Here is a 20,249-nt window from a genome sequence, read left to right as displayed (position 1 = left end):
CCTTAAGAATGGGATAAGTACCTTAACGGAAACTAAAAAGATAAAGCAAAAAAGCAGCAGTAGTAATTACTGTTGTTTTTTGCTTTATCCACCGGTTAGTGATTATGAAAGGTAAACGAAAGGTTCTAATTAGACTAGTAATGTAATCTTTATAATACTCTGAAGATAAATGGAAAACGATAGTAATCCCCTTCATAGGCCTTAATTGCAGCTACAATAGTCAATATAAATGCACCAATTGCGACAATGGCCAGAAGAAAAGCACCAATGACGATAATGATTAATATCGCGCTAATAATTGAGTAAACCGTAAACGAAATTAAGAAATTAAAATACTCTCTACCATGGTGATCGATAAATTGTGACTCGTCTTTTTTTAGTAACCAAATGAGGAGTGGGCCAATAAATGCTGTGAAAAAGCTAATAAGGTAAATCAGCATGGCTAACGTACGCTCATCTTTTTCAACCATTAAATCACCTCCTTAACCTATTTTTATTCATAAAATAAGTTAATGTACCTTTTTTCTTTAAAATACTTTTGCTTACTCATCATTTATAATGTAGATTTGCTATAATAGAACTATTGTATTTAGATTAATATACGTATATAGATAAGGATGGTTTCATGAGTATTCTTTCAGTAGAGAATTTACATAAAACATATGGAGATAAAACGTTGTTTGATGATCTTTCTTTTACAATTTCATCAAGAGATCGAATTGGTCTTATAGGAGTAAACGGAACAGGGAAATCAACCCTATTAAAGATATTAGCTGGAATTGAGTCATACGACAAAGGTAAGATCACACATGCTAATCAATTTCATATTGAATATTTACCTCAGCAGCCGGAGTTAAATAGTTCATTGACTGTATTGGAGCAAATTTATTTTGGAGATTCAGCAATTATGGTTGCGATGCGGGAATATGAGGCAGCTATTGCCGAGTTAGAAAAAGAACCAGAGAGTGAAAAGTTGCAAATGCGACTTTTACAAAAGCAACAAAAGATGGATGAATTAGAGGCTTGGGAGGCAAATACCGTTGCAAAGACGGTTTTAACTAGACTAGGGATTACCGACTTTTCTAAATCCGTTGCACTATTATCGGGTGGTCAAAAAAAACGTGTTGCGATCGCAAAAGCATTAATACAAAAGGCTGATCTCCTAATATTAGACGAGCCGACAAACCACTTAGATAATGAAACGATTGAATGGTTGGAAGTTTTTTTATCTCAGTATAAAGGTGCAATGCTGTTAGTTACCCATGACCGTTATTTTTTAAACCGAGTCACGAATCAAAATTTTGAATTAGATCTTGGGAAATTATATACGTACGAAGGAAACTATGAGGTCTTTTTAGAAAAGAAAGCTGAACGAGAAATTATTGAGGAACAAAATGAAGAAAAACGCCAAAATACGTTACGGAGAGAATTGGCATGGCTACGCCGTGGTGCAAAGGCTCGAACAACAAAGCAAAAAGCAAGAATTCATCGAGTCGAAGAACTGAAGGAACAAAAAGGACCTGTGGCTAAACAAAATGTTGAATTTTCAATTGGTTCGAAGCGTCTTGGAGACAAAGTTATTGAAGTCGAGAGAATAGCTAAAGCATTTGGGAGTTCGAATCTTATTAATGATTTTAGTTATTTAGTTGTACCTGGAGAGAGGCTCGGTATCATTGGTCCAAATGGGAGTGGTAAATCGACGTTATTAAATATTCTTGCTGGACGTTTGGAGCCTGATAGTGGGATGCTTGAAGTAGGAGAAACAGTAAAGATTGGTTACTATACTCAAGGTGACGAAGAGATGAATGGTGATTTACGTGTTGTTGAATACATTAAAGAAATTGCCGAGGTTGTTCATACTTCAAATGGTCAAACTATTACAGCAGAGCAAATGCTTGAACGATTTTTATTTTCAAGAGCGATGCAATGGACGTATATTCGTCGTTTATCAGGCGGAGAGCGCCGTCGTCTTTACTTGTTAAAAATATTAATGACTGAGCCTAACGTATTGTTTTTAGATGAACCTACGAATGACCTAGATATTCAAACATTGAGTATTTTGGAAGACTATTTAGAAGGATTCCCTGGAGTAGTAATTACGGTTTCACATGATCGCTATTTTTTAGATAGAGTAGTGGATCGTTTGCTTGTATTTAATAATGGGACTATAAGTCGTTTTCAAGGAAGTTATTCTGAATACATGGAGAAGGAAAAAGAACGACAAGAGATGGTTTCAGCAGTCACACAGGCGACAAAACAGGAGCAACCACGGAAAGAACGAAAGAAAAAGTTATCCTATAAAGACCAACAAGATTGGGATACTATCGAAGACCGCATTGCTGCTTTAGAAGAAAAGAAATCAAATTTAGAAGCGGAAATTGTTGAAGCAGGCAGTGACATTGGACGTATTAATGAATTGTTTGCAAAACAAAAAGACGTAGAAGTTGAACTAGAATTAGCGATGGAACGGTGGGAAGAGCTGTCATTGTTAGTTGAAGAGATTGAGAATAGTTGATATTTTGTAGGGTAGGGATCTAACTGAGGTTAGGTCCCTTTTGGCAATCATTAGCGCGTATCCTAATTAAACTGAAGCTTATTGAAACAGTCTTACATCTCGTTCCATAAAAATAAAAGAGTTTCATTCTCTTTATCATTTCTGATACTAAACTAATGAGAGACCGTAACGTTAGTTCTCTAAATTGTATAAAAAAATGATTCATTTAAACCGGATATATTTACTCAATTTAATTGTTTCTAAATAAAATCTTGTAACAGGATGGGCTTGTCTTAAATTGTAAATCCTTCCTATGAACTGCGAAAAGGGAAAGTCGATCTACTCTTATTCTTGTACATAGAGCATTCAGGAGGCTATAAATGAAGGATATATGAGCTACCCTTTAATATAATAACCTCCCTATATAATTCAAATGGCATGTGGGTGTCTCCTCCTCATATATATTATGAAAAAAAATGAATATGGTGCCTGTCCATGAAATTGGAAAGGATACACCAGTCAGCGAGTGTAGATTTTACTTTGCATCATCTAAGCTAATTTTAGCAAGTTTCAGCTTAAGGAGTGAAAGGTTTGACACATTATTTAACGTTAAAAAATATGGTTGAAACCTGTCGACAAATAAAAGAGAAGTACATTCCTGATGACAGTAGGTTTATGAAAGTTACAGATCTGCAATTTTTAGAATACAAAGATGCTAATAGAGATAATAGTTAGGTTATAACATCTATCTAAAATTCTGATAGGAAATACTTGATATATTTTTAAAGAGGAAAAAATAAGTAATAAAACAAAAGCAATCTCTGGTGATATAAACACTAGAGGTAGCTTTTTTTGTGAAATAAGGAAATTTCTTACTTGGAAACTGTCTAGCACAAGTGCCTACGAGCTTGGTTACTTTAGTTCTTTTCGGAAGCCAAAGAGCGGCTTCTTTCAAAGCCCGCCATTTCATTACTTTGAAGTTACTTTGCAACGAGCAAACGGGAGTGGCACAGGAGCAGCTGCTCGTGACCAAAGCACGTCTCCTTCTTCACGGAGCCTATTTTTTAAAAAAATAAGCACAAAATTAGATAAAACCCTATATTTTATATATGAACTTGATAAGTGGGGTGAATAGATGGCAGTCATTAAAGTAAATCAAAAAGATCGCGAAATGTTGGCAAGGCTAATACGAGCCGAGGCTGAAGGTGAAGGCGATTTAGGGATGCTTAAAGCGGGTAATGTTATGGTTAATCGTGTTCGTTCAACATGTCTTGATTTTGTTCATATTAGAACAGTACCGGAAATGACATTTCAATCACCAGGAGGATTTGAGGCGGTCCTTCATGGTTACTTTTACCAACCAGCGCGAGAACATGAATTGCGTTTAGTAGATAGGTTAATTAAAGGGGAACGTCATCATCCAGCTGAATTCTCATTATGGTTCTTTAGACCAGATGGACCATGTCCTGCGCAATGGTGGGGACAATGGAACTCTGGAAGGTATAAAGAACATTGTTTTTATACACCTCTATCTAGTGAATGTCCAGAAGTTTATTCCGTATTCTAAATTAAGATTGGAGATGTTCTTATGTATTATCAACCAAACCAAAATAATAGTTATCAATTGCCAACAAATAATCAAATTGTTTCCCCCTACGTAACTCAAAATCAATATCCTCCTACAGGAAGTTGCACAAGCCAAAGTACTAGACGAATTCCTATGCATACATTGCCTCAAGTTCCGGTAGAGGGAATGTTACCTCTAGAAATGTCTTATATTGAAAATATTCTTCGTTTAAATCGGGGGAAAATTGCTAGAGTTTATATGACCTTTGATGGAAGAGCACCTGAAAACAGACAGCAAATGTTTGAAGGAGTTATTGAGGCAGCAGGAAGAGACCATATTATTTTAAGCGACCCTCAAACAGGTCAACGTTATTTATTACTCATGGTTTACTTGAATTATGTAGAGTTCGATGAAGAAATTGAATACGACTATCCGTTTAGATAGTATATTTAGATAACACATAAAAAACGCTGGATTTAATCTAGCGTTTTTAATTTTACTAGATAGTTCCATTACCTACGGTTAAATTTATATTAGACAAGCTACGGACTTCAATTACTACATAAAATAAATACCTAAATGGATCATTGTGCTGTGCTTCTACGGTTACTCTTCGCACAACTACTTCACAACCTTACTCACGGACAGATTGGTTCTTTTACATCAATAAGCAAGGTAATTATGTAGGTTTTTCTGTGAAGGATAAATAATTTCAAGCTGGTTTGTGTGCTTATGTATTTAGAAACAATATTAACCATGTGGTAGCTTGCTAGAATCAGATGAAAAATCAAGTGAAAAAAAGCGAATTTTGTGAAAACTACCAAAAAATTTTTAGTGAGAAAATAAAACCTTTTAATATCAACATTGTAAGCGTTTCAAAAACAGACAAACTTTGTTCACTGTTTCACATACTTTTATGTGCTACAATAAACTCAAGAAAACAAAAGGAGCTGATTACAAATGATTTTATGCGAATGGAAAGAGTTTTCAACTGATACTGAGACATACACACAAGAGATGTTTGAAGAACTTGTTGAAGACGAATTTGATGCAATGCTCTTTGAAGATGGTAAGGATTTTCCTTCATATATATGGACATCTAACTATGTTTGTATGATAAAAAAGAATTCAAGAATGTACAATGATATTTCTATAACAAAAATTCAAAGAAATCCAGTGTGTGAGTAATTTTTTAAAAATAACTTGCTCATTGTTTCACATAAATTTATTTTTAAGTAATATTTTTTTAATAAAAGATGCTCATCACTTCACAATTAATTAAGGATTTATTTTAAGGAGGATTTATTCATGGGAGTTGTAGAAAAAGAAGTGGAAAAACAGAATGATGTTACAAAAATGATTAACGAGCTTGTGGAAAATGGTCAGAAGGCATTAGAAGAATTTCTAAACTTAGACCAAGAAGCAATCGATAAGATTGTTAAAGAAATGGCTTTAGCTGGACTTGATCAACATATGCCACTAGCAAAACTTGCTGTTGAGGAAACAGGCCGTGGTATTTACGAAGATAAAATTATTAAAAATATTTTTGCTACTGAGTATGTGTACAACAACATTAAGTATGATAAAACTGTTGGGGTCATTGACGATAACCCAAATAATGGTTTAATTCAAATTGCAGAGCCTGTAGGGGTAGTGGCAGGGGTAACACCTGTAACAAACCCAACGTCTACAACAATGTTCAAAGCAATGATTGCAGTTAAAACAAGAAACCCAATTATCTTTGCTTTCCACCCATCTGCACAAAAGTGTAGTAGTGAAGCAGCTCGCATTGTTCGTGATGCAGCGGTAAAAGCTGGTGCACCAAAGGATTGCGTTCAATGGATCGATGCACCGTCAATTGATGCAACACAACAATTAATGAACCATGCTGGTACTGCATTAGTACTTGCTACAGGTGGAGCTGGAATGGTTAAGTCTGCTTATAGCACAGGGAAACCTGCATTAGGTGTAGGACCTGGTAACGTTCCTTGCTATATTGAGAAAACAGCTACTGTGAAACGTGCAGTTAATGATTTAATCCTTTCTAAATCATTTGATAATGGTATGATTTGTGCTTCTGAACAAGCGGTTATCATTGACAAAGAAATTTATGAAGAAGTTAAAAACGAAATGATTGCTAATAACTGCTACTTCTTAAATGCAGAAGAAAAGGCTAAAGTAGAAAAGCTAGTAATCAATGAAAAAGCTTGCGCAGTTAACGCTGAAATCGTAGGTAAACCAGCATTTGAAATTGCTAAAAAAGCAGGTGTAAATGTTCCTGAGTATACAAAAATCCTTGTTGCGGAATTAACAGGAGTAGGACCAGATCACCCACTTTCAAGAGAAAAATTAAGCCCAGTATTAGCTTGTTATAAAGTTAACTCTACAGAAGAAGGTTTCAAACGTGCAGAAGAAATGCTAGAGTTCGGTGGTTTAGGGCACTCTGCAGTTATCCACTCTAATGATGATGAAGTTCTTAATAAATATGGACTTAGAATGAAAGCTTGTCGTATTATAGCAAATGCTCCGTCATCTCAAGGTGCAATTGGTGACATTTATAACGCGTTTTTACCATCATTAACATTAGGTTGTGGTTCATACGGTAAAAACTCAGTTTCACAAAATGTAAGTACTGTTCATCTATTAAATATTAAACGTCTCGCGAAAAGGAATGTTAATATGCAATGGTTTAAAGTTCCACCAAAAATTTTCTTTTATAAGCATTCGACTCAATATTTAGCAAAAATGCCTAATATTTCAAAAGCATTAATTGTAACAGATCCAATGATGGTTAAATTAGGATATGTTGAAAAATTAACTTACTATTTAAGACAACGCCCTGACTACGTTCAAGTTGAAGTTTTCTCAAATGTTGAGCCTGATCCATCTTTTGATACAGTAATGGCTGGAGCAGAAATGATGGCTAATTTCCAACCGGATTGTATCATTGCCTTAGGTGGTGGTTCAGCAATGGACGCAGCTAAAGGTATGTGGGTATTCTATGAGCATCCAGATGCAGACTTCCATGGCTTAAAGCAAAAATTCTTAGATATTCGTAAACGTGTTGTGAAATATCCTAAATTAGGTCAAAAAGCTCAATTTGTAGCTATTCCAACAACATCTGGAACAGGTTCAGAAGTAACTTCATTCTCAGTTATCACAGATAAGTCAAATAATGAAAAGTACCCATTAGCTGATTATGAATTAACTCCAGACGTAGCTATTATTGATCCACAATTTGTTATGACAGTACCAAAAGGTGTTACGGCTGACACTGGTATGGACGTACTAACGCATGCGATTGAAGCTTACGTATCTGCTTTAGCTAATGATTTTACAGATGGTTTAGCTATTAAAGCAATTCAATTAGTATTTGAATACCTACCAAGAGCTTACCGTAATGGTAACGATGAACTTGCACGTGAAAAAGTTCATAATGCATCAACAATTGCAGGTATGGCGTTTGCAAATGCATTCTTAGGAATTAACCATAGTTTAGCGCATAAACTAGGTGCTGAGTTCCACATTCCACATGGACGTGCTAATACAATCTTAATGCCGCATGTAATTCGTTACAATGCAACAAAACCTAAGAAATTTACTGCATTCCCTAAGTATGAGCACTTTAAAGCTGATTTACGTTATGCAGAGATTGCAAGAGTTCTAGGATTACCTGCTAAGACAACTGAAGAAGGTGTAGAGAGCCTAGTTCAAGCAATCATTAAATTAGCAAAAGAGTTAGAAATTCCAATGAGTGTAGAAGCTTGCGGAATTAATAAGAAAGACTTTGATGCTAAGGTAGATGTATTAGCTGACCGTGCTTTTGAAGATCAATGTACAACGGCTAATCCGAAACTTCCTCTTGTAACTGAATTAGCAGAGATTTACAAGCAAGCATATAAAGGAGTTTAATATATTATTGAAAAGGACTGTCTTCAGTGACAGTCCTTTTTTATTTAATCAGAATTTGTAAATTTCTAACTTGGAAACTGTCTAGCTCCAGGCGCCATCGGCTCGATTTCTGACTTCACTGACTTCCTTGCTTGCTTCATGCTACTTTGCTCCTGCGATTACTCGTCGCACGAAAAACAATTGCTCCTGCGATTACTCGTCGCACGAAAAACAATTGCTCTTGAGCAAACGGAGTGGCACAGGAGCAGCGGCTCATGCCCAAGGCGCTTGCGCTTTTCTTATGCATGGTTAGCTGTCAGTGCTGACCATGTTGCTGGTGCATTCTTTCTTATCTACATTTCAAAAAATACGTGTGATTATAATGTCAAAATAGATAGGGAATGTTATGAATGTTTAGGAGGTGAAGAAAAAGTGGCGAAAACACCAAGACCAACAAAAGGAAGCAAAGACCCACAAGTAATGGGGGAGAGAAGTGTTAATCCAATGGGAGTTTCACCAGACCATGAATTTTCTACTGAACCTTTAAGTAAAGGAGCATTGGTAGCGAAAAAGAAAAATACGAAGTAACAAGAAGTATGAAAGTCTGGCTCAATCAACTTTACGGAAGGTTTGAGCCAGACTTTAAATGGTATTAATATTTAACTTTAAAGGATTTATGTCGCTTTTTTACAGTTATATCATTAATTTGCAAATTTTCAACTTTGGTAAAACGGTTTCCTTTTTCTAAATTGAAAATAAATTTTTCAAGTTGGTGTTCATCACCAACTGCTTCAATTTCAACACTACCATCATCCATATTCTTTACCCATCCCGTAATTTCATTTTCTAAGGCTAATTGCAACGCAAAGTAACGAAATCCAACGCCTTGTACTTTGCCATGGACTATTATTGATAAACTTTTCAATATTCTCATCCTCCTTTACCTCTTTTGATTATTGTAATAAAATCATCACTTCTAAACAAAATTTAATATGTAAAAAAATAACTAACCTAGTATAATAAAGTGGAGATTACTAGAAATTTGGAGGATTGTTATTATGTTTCGAACAATTATATGGTTTATTTATTTTTGGTATTATTTAATTATTACGTACCCATCCCTATTAAAGGTAAAAAAATTACATAAAGCTGGACAAACTGAACAAATGAACGAGCTTGTGTTTAAAATCTCAAGTAATTGGGCGAAGAAACTTGTGAGATTAAGTGGATCGACTATTCGTGTCAATGGAAAAGAGAATTTACCTGGGAAAAATTCATTTGTCATTGTAAGTAACCATCAAGGGAATTTTGATATTCCTATTTTATTAGGATTTCTTGAGCGCCCATTAGGTTTTATTTCAAAAGTTGAAGTGAAAAAGATGCCACTCATTAGGGATTGGATGTTTTACATGAATTGTGTTTTCATTGATCGGAAAGATCGACGTCAAGGAATTAGAGCTATAAATCAAGGTGCCGAAAATATTAAAAATGGATCGAATATTGTAATTTTTCCTGAAGGGACAAGAAGTAAAGGGATAAAGAAAAATCCATTTAAATCTGGTAGTTTTAAATTAGCACAAAAAGCAGAAGCTTCGATTGTTCCTGTAGCAATTAACGGTTCTTTCAAAATCATGGAGAAAAATGGGTTTATTATTAAACCAGCTGATGTAACAGTAACTATATTACCGGAAATTCATCCAAAAGATTACATGAATAAAGATTTAAAGGAGTTCGCATCAGAAGTTGAACAATTAATTTTTAAGGAGTTAGAAAAGTAATAAATAATTTTTTTTAGTCGAGTGAATTTCATAATTACCTAAATGGAGCTACATAAAACTAAATGTTGTTGGAAATGCTCTTCATCCAACAACACTTAGTATAATAGAAGAGAAAAATACAATTATGAAATTCATTAAGTCTGCCTAATAGTAATTGAAAGAAAGGAGCTGACAATTGTCAGCTCCTTTTATTGTGCGACGGGCAGTCGCATCTTGTGTAGCTTAAATACACAAATGAATTGTTAAAGGTTGGAGTACGATACTTTGGTAAAAACGGCTCCCGAATCCCAGAAGATTCATGTCACGAAGGTGAAAGTCCTTCCTTGGGAGTGCTGGTACAACCCAAGAAGCCTAATCTAGGGCATCGCTGTGAAGTGTTGTCTGAAGGAGATGCAGGAAACCGAGAGGACTGTAGGCGGATATGCAGACCCAAACGAATAGTGAACTACAGACGCGGCGGGACAAGTTGGCGACCATCCGATAATAATGGGAAGCCTTCCTAATGGTATCTATTTGCCAAAGAACCAGTCGACAAATAGGAGCTTGTTCTGTGAAAGGTAGTGGGTATGCTTAGAAGGAAAATGCGGTAACCCCGTGAGATCTCTATCTTCCCTGAAAAGGATGATGATCTATAAGGGTAATCTGAAATGATCATCATTGATAGAGAAGTCAGACGTTCCCATAGTACGGTAGTAGGGATTTGACCAAAACAAAATCTGAACGGAAGGGGAACGACCTTGTGGTTCAACATCTGTAAAGGTGTGTAATGAAAACAGAAAACGTTACTTCGGTAAAAACGAACTGGAAGTACACAATGAAAGGTGTAGAATAGGCTTGAATGAAGAGTTGAAAATGAAATGGCATAGTATTTACGGACAAATTATGTTTGACCGTAAACTGAAGGAAGCATGGCTGAAAGTGAAAGCAAATGATGGCGCTGGCGGAATTGATAGGGTAACCATTGAAAGTTATGAAAGTAAAGAGAAAGAAAATCTCGACTCTCTTTTAGAAAAGCTACGAAAGAAAGAATATCAACCATCTCCTGTTCGAAGAGTTTACATTCCCAAAAAGAACGGTGATAGACGCCCTCTTGGCATTCCAAATGTAGAAGATCGGATCGTCCAACAGGCGATCGTTCATGTATTAGAACCAAAGTTTGAAGAATTCATCTTTCATAATTGGGCTTGTGGCTATCGCCCTAATCGAGGAGCGAAACGAGTTCTACAAATCATTATGTGGAATATCGAAAAGGGGTACAACTATATCTATGATTGCGATATCAAAGGTTTTTTTCGATAACATTCCACATAAGAAACTGATGAAGGTGTTAAACAAGTATATCGCCGATGGGACAACGCTCGATATAGTATGGAGTTGGTTAAAAGCTGGTTACATGGAAGAAGGAAAATACAATCAAGTTAACTCCGGCACTCCACAGGGCGGCGTGATCAGTCCATTACTTGCGAACATCTATCTAAACGAACTGGATTGGGAATTAGACTTGAACAATATACGATTTGTGCGCTACGCAGATGATTTTCTTTTGTTTGCGAAAACAGAAGAGGACATTAAGAAAGCGGAACAAATCACGAAAGCAAAGCTAAAAGAGTTAGGTTTAGAGATATCCATAGAGAAGACAAAGATCGTCAACTTTAATGATGAAGATTTTGATTTTCTCGGTTTTACTTTCGAACATTGGAGAAAGCGAAAGAAGGATGGAAAACCTTATTACATAGCCAAACCAAAAGATAGCACTTGGAAAGATTTTCGTCAGAAAATCAAAATGAAAACGAGAAAAACACTTACTTTCAGCAAAGAGGAATGGATGAAGCGTGTAAATCCTATTATTAGAGGGAAAGTAAATTACTTTCTCACACTTTGGGAAGCCTTAGAAGAAAATAAGAGATATGGTCTCAAAAGTAGCTGTTACTTCAATACATTTGGTAAGGAGCTACTCGCCATTGACGCTTATATAAGAAAAAGGTTAAGAGTAGCTATGCTTCACAAACACCCCGACCAACGAAAAGGCTGGGCAATGACTACCAAATGGAATATTGAGTATTTCGCAATGATAGGACTAGTCCCGTCTTTCCTTCAATATTACGGCAAGCAGTACGGTTATCAATTATACGACTACTTACAATATATGAAAGATAAACAAAAGAAAAAGTACAAAAGAGCCGTAGAAAGAGCAAAAGAAAAAGGAGAGAACTATTTCTCTCCTGAACGAACACGTAAAATGAACTATGCCCAACGTATAGCGACTTATAAATAATTCAAGTAACACATTGGTAAGCCTTATGCCTTAGTAGGGCACGTACGGTTTGATGAGGGGGTAGCCACGTAAGTGGTTACCCTACTCTATTGCTTTGGGAATATTCCAAATGTTTTTTTTCAAGTTTTGTCTCAATTTTTTTTAAAGCTTCTGGGTCACTTAGTAACTGCTTTTTATTTTCTTCTACAAGTTCTTCAAATGTTTTACTGAAGGTTTTCCTCATCAACATCTTCCTTTTTTAAGTAGTTTATTTATTAATTTGATTATAACGTTTTCTAACTATGAAAACGCTTTAATTTGTTACAATTTTTCGAATTGTCTGCACCTTCTCTAGTACAGATAAATTTTAAGCTTGTTATAGTAAAGATGGTGATTTTCTTAGTTAATATAAAATGAATTAAACCCAGAGATAGAATAACTTTCATCAGTGAAAACGGATGATTAGTTATGCCAGTGTTATTAAGTAAAACTAACATCAGTGGAGATGAAGAAAGCCTTACTGGTTGAAGGTCAGCTTTATGGGGTTCTTTTTTTGGTAATAATGGAATGCATTCATTAACGAAAAATATTTTATTCACCTAATTTTTAAAGTTACATAATGTATATAAAAGTGAATTTAGCCATCTAAGTTTTAAAAAAATTTAATTAGGAACAAGCAAAGAAACAAATGGAGTGTGAAATATGTATTATCAAAATTATTTTCTTAGGAGTACTTCTCAGGATATTTCAATATTATTTACACTAATTATTGAAGTTGTAAGACATGAAGCGATTACTGAACTAACATTTGATTACCTGAAAGTTATTGCTTCAGATAAAAGAGAAGAGAAATTATTACAATCAATGTTAGAAGATGAACGGGAACATTTTAATGAGTTAAAAAAGATCTACTTTACATTAACAGGGAAACAGGCTGAAGGTGATTCTCCACAATTTGAGATACCAGAGTCTTATATTGCCGGAATTGAGGGCTTATATTTTCAGAAATTAGAGATTTTGTCAATTTATAAGAGAATGAGGAACCTATCTCCGTACCTATATATTCGTGAACTAGTTGCAGACTTCATTCATGATGAATTAAGGCATTTAACCATGCTAAACCATATATTAATAAATAATTCCTTAAAGGATAGAACTTTTGCTTACTATCCATCACCGATATATCAGCATGATTTGTTTTCATAATAACGATAAAAACTCATTTTTAACTATATGCCTTGATAGTGGTTTATTTAATTTTGGAAGTTCTTGTCGAAAATTAGCTAGTTATCAACAAATGCAATATTTAATTACCCACAGTAAAATTTACAGTATAGGTGGATAAGTAATAAGTTATTCACACTATACACATACATATCCACAGGGTTATCCCCAAAACTAACACTTATCCTCAGATCTTTTGGTTACATTATTTCACATAATGTTCAGAAATGTAAACGTTTAATCGACAGTCGATTATTTACAAAATCGATTTAATTTATTAGAATATTCTCATAAATAAAATTTTATTAGAAAAATAATATGTTGAATAATCACAGCGAAAGTAGGGGGACATCTTATGACAGTGACAGTTGATGTAAAAGTGCTTGAAGAAATGGAAAAACAAATTCAGCGATTAAGTAAAGAGTTAAACGAACTAAAAAATCCTAAAAAAAGTGGCTTCGAGAAATTAGATACAGATGAATTTCTTACAGAAGCATATAATTAAAAATAGATAATGCAAAGCTTAACATTTGTTAAGCTTTTTTTACAGTATCAGAAAATGTAATTCACTGCGGGATTGAAGTGCTTTAATAATTTTTTTTGGAAAACCTTTTACTCTAATCTCTAATTATTGTTAAAATATAACTATTAATTAAAAAGGATTGGAGGGGAAGGTAGTGGATGAAGAAAAGAAGAAACAATTAGTTCGTACTATGGTTATAGGTGGTATTGTTGGCTCGATAGTAATGGCAACTAAATCTAAAAAGGATGTATGTAGTTGTTTAAAAACATGTACCAAAAAAACATCAACATTTATCAATTTCCTTAATGAAAACCGAAATGAAATCCTAGTCCATATAAAAAATACGAGCAATAAATTTACTAAAGCAATTGATGATACTAACCATGATCTTAAGGCTATAACTGAAAATATTAAACATTTAAGAAAAAGTTCGCTACAAGTTGTAACTGCCGTTAAAGAAACAAAAGAAGAGTTAATAAGTTTGTACGAGGATTGTAATCAAAAACCCCAGACCAAATTTACAACTGAAAATTTAGAAGAAAAAAAAGATGTATGATTTTTTTTATTTTGCACAATATAATATCGAAGAGGGCAACAGCCCTTTTCAATAAAACCAAATACACAACTAAACATTCAATAAAGATGTAGGAAAGTGAAGTGTTTTTTGAAGCTTCATCTCAAGAGAGGTGTGATAAGCGTTGAACAGAGTAGTTGAAGTTCAAAAGTAATTATACCTACTAGAAAGAGGTGTTACCGGCAGATAAAAACCGCTACGACCCTAAAAGCATCAATTTTGAGTAGTTAGTAAGGTGTATGATGGTTTAAGAAGGTAATCACATTACGTGGTTGCCTTCTTTTTTTACAAGGTAAGAAAGTATAATGTTTCTAACTTGGAAACTGTTTAGCGCAAGCAGCTTACGAGCTCGGTCACTTCAGACAAGCAACGGACTTCAATTACTGCTTGAGATCCTTCGTCGATTAGCCTCATGCAGTTTTGCTTCGAGGAAGCTTGCTACGAAGCTATGCTAGAAGACGCAGAAGCACATAGATTTCGGTCAAAAATCGACCGCTACGAGCAGGTCTTCCAGTGTTTGTCGCCGATAGGCGGGCGCCTTGCGCTTTTCTTGTTGTTGTAAAAATTGTACGGTAGAAAGTTGTGTTTGTATCTTTTTACAACAATTATTTTGCAATTTAATTATTGCTATGCTAATATTATATTGATCTAAAGCAAGCGCTTTAGTAATTTAAACATACATGTGCAAGACATGGTATTTTAGGAGGCAATTTAATATGCAAAACGGTAAAGTAAAATGGTTTAACGCTGAAAAAGGTTTCGGTTTCATCGAATTTGAAGGTGGAAACGATGTATTCGTTCACTTCTCTGCTATTCAAGATGAAGGCTTCAAAACTTTAGAAGAAGGTCAAGAAGTTTCTTTTGAAATCGTTGAAGGTAACCGTGGCCCTCAAGCTGCTAACGTAACTAAACGATAATTAAAAATAATTTATTTCAGCCTTCACAAATTTCATTGTGAAGGCTGTTTTTATAAAATCAGAATTTATAAATTTCTAACTTGGAAACTGTCTAGCGCAAGCAGCCTTCGAGTCGGTCACTTCAGTCAAGCTACGACTTCCTGGATTACTTCTTGAAGATGCTCCATGCTACTTTTCTCCTACGATTACTCGTCGCACAAAACACTGCTTCGAGGAAGCCTACTTTATTCTTATGCCTCTGGTATAAGTTAAACTAACAATCAGTGGGTGATGAAGGAAAACCCCCACTGATTGAAGTTCAGCTTTATAGGTAGCCTCTAACAGGGAAAAAAGATGACGAAAGACCTTAGAATGTATACAATGAAAAAGAATGATTTACATAATGAAGGAAGTGAAAAAGTATGAAATTTCTTATGAAAGAACATGGATTTGAAACTGAGGTAGAATATGGGAAGTTACAAGTGTGTGGCGATGAAAAATACGGTTTTCGACCTTATCAACTATTAGTTTCAGCGATTGCCGTGTGTAGTGGTGGAGTGCTAAGAAAAATTCTAGAAAAAAAACGGGTTTCTTTTTCTGATATTACAGTTACAACAGAGGTCGAAAGAAACGAAAAAAAAGCAGATAGAATTGAAAAAATCCATATGCACTTTGTTATAACTGGTTCGGATTTATCCAAAGAAGTTATTGAAAAATGTTTAACGGTTACTAGAAAAAACTGTTCAATGGTTCAATCAGTAATTGATTGCATCGAAATTACAGAAACATTTGAAATTGTTCCTAATTAAAAATGGGGATGGAGAATGTAATATAAAGTTTAACTTCAGGGGTTATTTCATCCCCCACTGATTGTTAACTTAACTTACTACCCCTTAAGAGTGGGGTAAATGTTTGTGGTAAGTAGAAAAAGCTCCTCGGAGGGCAGCTTTTTCTACTTTCTAATATATTAGTTGCTTACTTTTCTTACATAATTGTTTTTTCGTGATTACCTTGTATAAGTTCGATATGTTCTGGTGTGATTTTTAGTAAACAGTATTCAGGATCGTCTGGACCCTCTAACCAAGGTGTTAATTGTTCATCCCAACATTTCTTTTTTATTTCTTTGTCTTCGATAATCGATGCCTTGCCTTGAAGTTCAATATACTGTGTATTCTTTTCATCGAATCCTAATAGAACATTTACATTTGGATTTTTTTCAATTTCCTCAACTTTGTGGGTTTCTTTGTTTGTCACTGAATAAAGTTGTTGTTGATCATGAAAAAACATCATATATCTAGCGTAGGGCTTGTTTGCTTGCATAGTTGAAAGAACTCCTACATGGTTTTGATCTATAATATTGGTAACTTCTTGTGTTAATGTATTTTGATTCATTTTAATAACCCCCTTCTCGTTTTCATTTTAATTTTTGTTCAAAATTTGTTTTCATTCATCCTTTAGCACAAAATTTTTTTGCTATTGAATGAGTATACTAAAAATGTAACTACCTTAATTCTTTATTATTTGGTTGATTAGTCCCTTTTGCTTTAACTTCTGTGAATAAGTCGTTTATTTCTTGTTGGGATTGGGTAATTGTAGGTGGTGCGATTTGACCACCAGGTAATTTACTGTGAAGGTAATTAATCAATACTTGCATATCTTGTTTTGTTGCTGGTTGTGCATGTTCTTTTAGAACGAAGCCTAACTGTCCACTTGGCTCAATTGTAGCCATTTGAACATCGGAAATTCTTTTCACATTTTCTTGACGAAGACGTATTTCAAGTTGATCGACGGTTAATCTTAATTTTTTTAAGTTATGTTCTAACATTATGCCGTTATCGATAACTATGAGAGCTTTTCCTGTTATGATACTCTCAAACGTATCATTTTTTGTTTGGATATACTCTAGTGTTATTAACACTAAGACAAGTAAAAGGGCGATTAAAAATGTAATCCAAATGTTTCGATTACTGACGGGTTGGATCATTAGTGTTCCAATTGAAATCATTATTACGGTTTGAGATACTGTTAACTGAGATATTGATTTCCTTCCAGCTACGCGTAAAATTAATGTACCTGCAATTACAATAAGGATCCCTTTCCAAACCCATTGAAAGTCCATATAATCACCTACTTTATGTAAATTTATACTTAATGATTGTTATTTAGTCAGTTTTTGTAATTATTTCATTATTATTCTTGTTCGTGAATTGATCTCGTGCTTTTATTAAGGAGCAATTAAGGAGAATGTAAATGAGTTTGACGATAAAAAGGTTTATAAGTTTTTTGTTTGGATTATTTATCTTATCACTTGGTGTCAGTTTTACAATTTTATCAAGGCTTGGAGCTGGGGCATGGGATGCTTTGTCTGTAGGGTTAGCTCAATTAACAGGTTTTACAGTAGGAACATGGGTAATATTAATTGGTGTTATTTTGATTTTTGTGAACGCCTTGATATTGAAGAAAAGGCCTGATCTTTTATCAATAGTCACAGCGCTTATTTTAGGTTATTTTATAGATTTGTGGTTATTATTTATTTTTCCAAATTTTATGCCTGCAACTGTATTGATTCAAGTTGTCGTATTAGGTTTAGGTGTTACATTGATGGGCTTTGGGATTGCCACTTATCTACAAGCAAAGTTTACAATTGTTCCAATTGATGGCTTCATGGTAGCAATACAAAAACGTTTTAATGTGAACCTTATGACAGGTAAAACAATTGGAGAAGTCACGGCATTAATTTTTGCTTTTATTGCTGGTGGGCCCATTGGAGTAGGGACAATCGTAGTTACTCTATCTATCGGTCCGATGGTACAGTTATTTTTTCCTTATGTAGAACGAATCGTATACGGATACCATTAAAAAAGAATGGATAAAATTTTATACCTTCGAAGAAAATAACGGTAAATGAATTTACTGATTTATTTTAGGAGGATAATTAATGAGAAAATTATTAATGATTATTACTGCTTTTAGTATATTATTAGCTCAGCCATTTTCAGCTTTGGCAGAGGGGGAAAATGAAGCCCAAGAAGGAGTTAGTATCCCTAACTACGTATTAAATATTTCCAAAGAAAATACGTATCCAAATCCAACTCAAGACCTACCTCAATTGCATCCAAGTGAAATGGCTCAAGAATTACTGGATACATCAACCGTATTAATTGAAAATCCAGAGTTGATTAAAATTTTAAATGAATCTTCTATAAAAGGTAATAAGCTGGCTCTTTCGCTTAATGCATCCATTTACTTAGGGCAATGGCCACTCGCGTATGAGTCAAATGAAACTAGTGTTAATTGGGAATATCAAAAAGTGAATACAAACTATCATGATAACCGTGGTTCAAATGCTGCAAAAAAAATTCATTATAGTCAAGAGCAACAAAAAAAGGTAACAGGTGGCTTAACAGCACAAATACCTAACGGTGATGCAGTACAAAAAATGATGATGATCAAAGCTGCGGAAAATACAGGACTACCTTTAGCGTTATCGACGGTTATCGGACACGGGACAAAGAAGGAACAAATTTATAACATTCCTGTAAAACAAGTGGGTTATTTATCAGCCTATGTGCCAGCAGCTAGTGAAAAAGGAAAAGTAACTTATGGTGAAGTTTATTTAATTATAAAAGGTGGAAAAAAACGAATTGAAGTTAAAAATGTGACGCAACAAGGAATTGGAGCATGGATACCTGTTCAAGATCACATTGCATTAAAGTTTTATTCAGCTAATCAACCAAGATAATTAAAATGACCTGACTCTTTTTATGAGCCAGGTCATTATATTTTCGAGAAATATTACTATAGGGTAATATTTGACTTTAGTTTGGTAAAGTCAACATTTTTATAATACGTATCTTTAACAAGTGGATTAGGACCTAAACATTGAACTTCTTTACAGTGACAAGAGAGGCTTTTTGCTAAATCAGTTTTTCTCCAACATTCATATGCATCTTGCAAGGAAGTATCTTTTATATTACCTAAGGAAGGGATGTCACCAAAGTCAGTAACAATAATATCACCATTGAAAATATTAATATTTAGACGAGATCGACCATCAGGATCGTTTCGAACGGAGACATTTTTCTCGTTGTATAACTGTTTCAATAACGCTAAATCATCTTTATTTGAACTACATGCGTAAAACGGTAAAGTGCCAAATAACATCCAAACATCTTTATTACGGTGCGCTAAAAGGCGACGTATACCGTTTTTAAGTTCTTCGGTAGTTGCTACCTCTAAAGTGTTGGTAAAATCACTTGGGTACATGATATGTTTGATATCTTGCGCCATTACAGGCTCAGTCATACCAACAAATCCACTATCATACATAGGGTGAATTTCATGCCTTTTGCATCCCATTTCCTCTACTACTTGCTTATGGATTTTTTCTAGATGAGGTAATGTATTTTTATTAATCATTGTCTCAGCAGATACTAATACTCCCATTTCAGATAAAGCCTTAGAGTTAGTTATCATCTTGTCAAATAATGCTTTTCTTTGCTCTCTAGTGGGCTTTCTTTCCATCATAGCAAAGCCAGTGTCTATAAACTCATCCTCTGTACCCCAGTTATGAGATATATGTAATACATCTAAGTAGGGTGCTATTAGCCTGTATCTATCTAGGTCTAAGGTTAAGTTAGAGTTTATCTGAGTGTACATACCTCTCTCATGAGCATATTTCAATAAAGGTAATACATAATTTTCTACTGACTTTAAGGACATCATAGGTTCTCCACCTGTGATACTCATTGTTCTCAGGGTAGGAACTTCCTCTAATCTTTGTAGCAACAGCTCTAAAGGGAGTGCCTTAGGGTCTTTGTGAGAAAGTGTATGACCTACAGCACAATGTCTACATCTCATATTACATAGATTAGTAGTAGTAAATTCTATACTAGAGAGAGTAGGCTGACCATGTTGCTCTACATCTAGATAAGCCTCCCAAGCATCAGTATCAGGGGTCTGTTTCCCTTTGGTAATAGTGTTATATTGTTTCATTTACATTCTCCTATCTTATTAATCCCTTATCATTATGAGTAATATAAGTAGCT

At 34.5% G+C, this 20,249-nt stretch carries 21 protein-coding genes and 1 pseudogene; 16 read left to right on the top strand and 6 right to left on the bottom strand.

Annotated elements, in window-relative coordinates; genetic code table 11:
* Positions 1-149: 149 nt before the first annotated feature.
* The gene (locus BKP37_RS09820) at positions 150-470 is read right to left on the bottom strand and encodes a DUF4870 domain-containing protein (RefSeq protein WP_071309434.1); all 321 of its coding nucleotides are present in this window, start codon (positions 468-470) and stop codon (positions 150-152) included.
* A gap of 155 nt (positions 471-625) precedes the next feature.
* Here BKP37_RS09820 and BKP37_RS09815 point away from each other — a divergent pair, with 155 nt between their 5' ends.
* The 7 genes from BKP37_RS09815 to BKP37_RS19665 all read left to right on the top strand — a co-directional run bounded on the left by BKP37_RS09815 (position 626) and on the right by BKP37_RS19665 (position 8,540).
* Complete coding sequence (locus tag BKP37_RS09815) at positions 626-2,515, top strand: ABC-F family ATP-binding cassette domain-containing protein (RefSeq protein ID WP_071309433.1); 1,890 nt, start codon at positions 626-628, stop codon at positions 2,513-2,515.
* Positions 2,516-3,085: 570 nt separating this feature from the next.
* Positions 3,086-3,229: a hypothetical protein gene (locus BKP37_RS20100; protein ID WP_169823126.1), complete on the top strand. Its 144-nt coding sequence runs from the start codon at positions 3,086-3,088 to the stop codon at positions 3,227-3,229.
* A 400-nt stretch (positions 3,230-3,629) separates the two neighbouring features.
* Positions 3,630-4,061 (top strand): cell wall hydrolase, encoded by a 432-nt coding sequence (locus BKP37_RS09810; RefSeq protein ID WP_071309432.1) that lies wholly within the window; start codon positions 3,630-3,632, stop codon positions 4,059-4,061.
* 21 nt (positions 4,062-4,082) lie between these two features.
* Positions 4,083-4,505, top strand: coding sequence for a spore coat protein GerQ (gene gerQ, locus BKP37_RS19280; RefSeq protein ID WP_084034638.1), 423 nt, complete (start codon positions 4,083-4,085; stop codon positions 4,503-4,505).
* 516 nt (positions 4,506-5,021) lie between these two features.
* Complete coding sequence (locus BKP37_RS09800; RefSeq protein WP_071309431.1) at positions 5,022-5,249, top strand: hypothetical protein; 228 nt, start codon at positions 5,022-5,024, stop codon at positions 5,247-5,249.
* 120 nt (positions 5,250-5,369) lie between these two features.
* Positions 5,370-7,973 carry a bifunctional acetaldehyde-CoA/alcohol dehydrogenase gene (gene adhE / locus BKP37_RS09795; protein WP_071309430.1) on the top strand — a complete coding sequence of 868 codons (2,604 nt, stop codon included), beginning with the start codon at positions 5,370-5,372 and terminating at the stop codon, positions 7,971-7,973.
* Between the two features lie 411 nt (positions 7,974-8,384).
* Positions 8,385-8,540, top strand: a complete 156-nt coding sequence (locus BKP37_RS19665; protein WP_245712492.1) for a small, acid-soluble spore protein L — start codon at positions 8,385-8,387, stop codon at positions 8,538-8,540.
* Positions 8,541-8,604: 64 nt separating this feature from the next.
* Here the strand turns inward: BKP37_RS19665 and BKP37_RS09785 are convergent, their stop codons facing one another.
* Positions 8,605-8,877, bottom strand: a complete 273-nt coding sequence (locus BKP37_RS09785; RefSeq protein ID WP_071309428.1) for an acylphosphatase — start codon at positions 8,875-8,877, stop codon at positions 8,605-8,607.
* A gap of 133 nt (positions 8,878-9,010) precedes the next feature.
* Here BKP37_RS09785 and BKP37_RS09780 point away from each other — a divergent pair, with 133 nt between their 5' ends.
* Entirely contained in the window at positions 9,011-9,730 is a 720-nt protein-coding gene (locus BKP37_RS09780) for a lysophospholipid acyltransferase family protein (protein WP_071309427.1), read from the top strand.
* 852 nt (positions 9,731-10,582) lie between these two features.
* A pseudogene (gene ltrA, locus BKP37_RS09775) lies at positions 10,583-12,005 on the top strand (group II intron reverse transcriptase/maturase).
* Between the two features lie 76 nt (positions 12,006-12,081).
* Here the strand turns inward: ltrA and BKP37_RS09770 are convergent.
* Positions 12,082-12,228, bottom strand: a complete 147-nt coding sequence (locus BKP37_RS09770; protein WP_071309426.1) for an FbpB family small basic protein — start codon at positions 12,226-12,228, stop codon at positions 12,082-12,084.
* Between the two features lie 458 nt (positions 12,229-12,686).
* Between BKP37_RS09770 and BKP37_RS09765 the strand changes: the two genes are divergently transcribed.
* The 5 genes from BKP37_RS09765 (at position 12,687) to BKP37_RS09750 (ending at position 16,010) form a co-directional block, all read left to right on the top strand.
* Complete coding sequence (locus tag BKP37_RS09765; RefSeq protein WP_071309425.1) at positions 12,687-13,190, top strand: ferritin-like domain-containing protein; 504 nt, start codon at positions 12,687-12,689, stop codon at positions 13,188-13,190.
* A 373-nt stretch (positions 13,191-13,563) separates the two neighbouring features.
* On the top strand, positions 13,564-13,713 hold the full coding sequence (locus tag BKP37_RS20095) for a hypothetical protein (RefSeq protein WP_169823125.1): 150 nt from the start codon (positions 13,564-13,566) through the stop codon (positions 13,711-13,713).
* A 172-nt stretch (positions 13,714-13,885) separates the two neighbouring features.
* Complete coding sequence (locus tag BKP37_RS09760) at positions 13,886-14,287, top strand: hypothetical protein (RefSeq protein WP_071309424.1); 402 nt, start codon at positions 13,886-13,888, stop codon at positions 14,285-14,287.
* 734 nt (positions 14,288-15,021) lie between these two features.
* A complete protein-coding gene (gene cspD, locus BKP37_RS09755; RefSeq protein ID WP_071309423.1) occupies positions 15,022-15,222 on the top strand; it encodes a cold-shock protein CspD in 201 nt (66 codons plus the stop codon).
* A 401-nt stretch (positions 15,223-15,623) separates the two neighbouring features.
* Positions 15,624-16,010 (top strand): OsmC family protein, encoded by a 387-nt coding sequence (locus BKP37_RS09750; RefSeq protein WP_071309422.1) that lies wholly within the window; start codon positions 15,624-15,626, stop codon positions 16,008-16,010.
* A 175-nt stretch (positions 16,011-16,185) separates the two neighbouring features.
* On the opposite strand, the gene BKP37_RS09745 is transcribed toward BKP37_RS09750, so the two are convergent.
* Together BKP37_RS09745 and BKP37_RS09740 are read right to left on the bottom strand one after the other, a co-directional pair.
* Positions 16,186-16,593, bottom strand: a complete 408-nt coding sequence (locus tag BKP37_RS09745; protein WP_071309421.1) for a pyridoxamine 5'-phosphate oxidase family protein — start codon at positions 16,591-16,593, stop codon at positions 16,186-16,188.
* Positions 16,594-16,702: 109 nt separating this feature from the next.
* Positions 16,703-17,320 (bottom strand): DUF421 domain-containing protein, encoded by a 618-nt coding sequence (locus BKP37_RS09740; RefSeq protein WP_071309420.1) that lies wholly within the window; start codon positions 17,318-17,320, stop codon positions 16,703-16,705.
* Positions 17,321-17,451: 131 nt separating this feature from the next.
* Between BKP37_RS09740 and BKP37_RS09735 the strand changes: the two genes are divergently transcribed.
* Both BKP37_RS09735 and BKP37_RS09730 read left to right on the top strand, forming a co-directional pair.
* Complete coding sequence (locus tag BKP37_RS09735; protein ID WP_071309419.1) at positions 17,452-18,060, top strand: YczE/YyaS/YitT family protein; 609 nt, start codon at positions 17,452-17,454, stop codon at positions 18,058-18,060.
* A 79-nt stretch (positions 18,061-18,139) separates the two neighbouring features.
* On the top strand, positions 18,140-18,943 hold the full coding sequence (locus tag BKP37_RS09730; protein WP_071309418.1) for a YfkD famly protein: 804 nt from the start codon (positions 18,140-18,142) through the stop codon (positions 18,941-18,943).
* A gap of 56 nt (positions 18,944-18,999) precedes the next feature.
* Here BKP37_RS09730 and yfkAB read toward each other — a convergent pair whose 3' ends face one another.
* Positions 19,000-20,196 carry a radical SAM/CxCxxxxC motif protein YfkAB gene (gene yfkAB / locus BKP37_RS09725; RefSeq protein ID WP_071309417.1) on the bottom strand — a complete coding sequence of 399 codons (1,197 nt, stop codon included), beginning with the start codon at positions 20,194-20,196 and terminating at the stop codon, positions 19,000-19,002.
* Positions 20,197-20,249: the final 53 nt, after the last annotated feature.

Origin of the sequence: Anaerobacillus alkalilacustris, from assembly GCF_001866005.1 — a bacterium.
GTDB classification, from domain to species: Bacteria; Bacillota; Bacilli; order Bacillales; family Anaerobacillaceae; genus Anaerobacillus; species Anaerobacillus alkalilacustris.
This window is presented reverse-complemented; position numbering and strand designations above follow the sequence as displayed.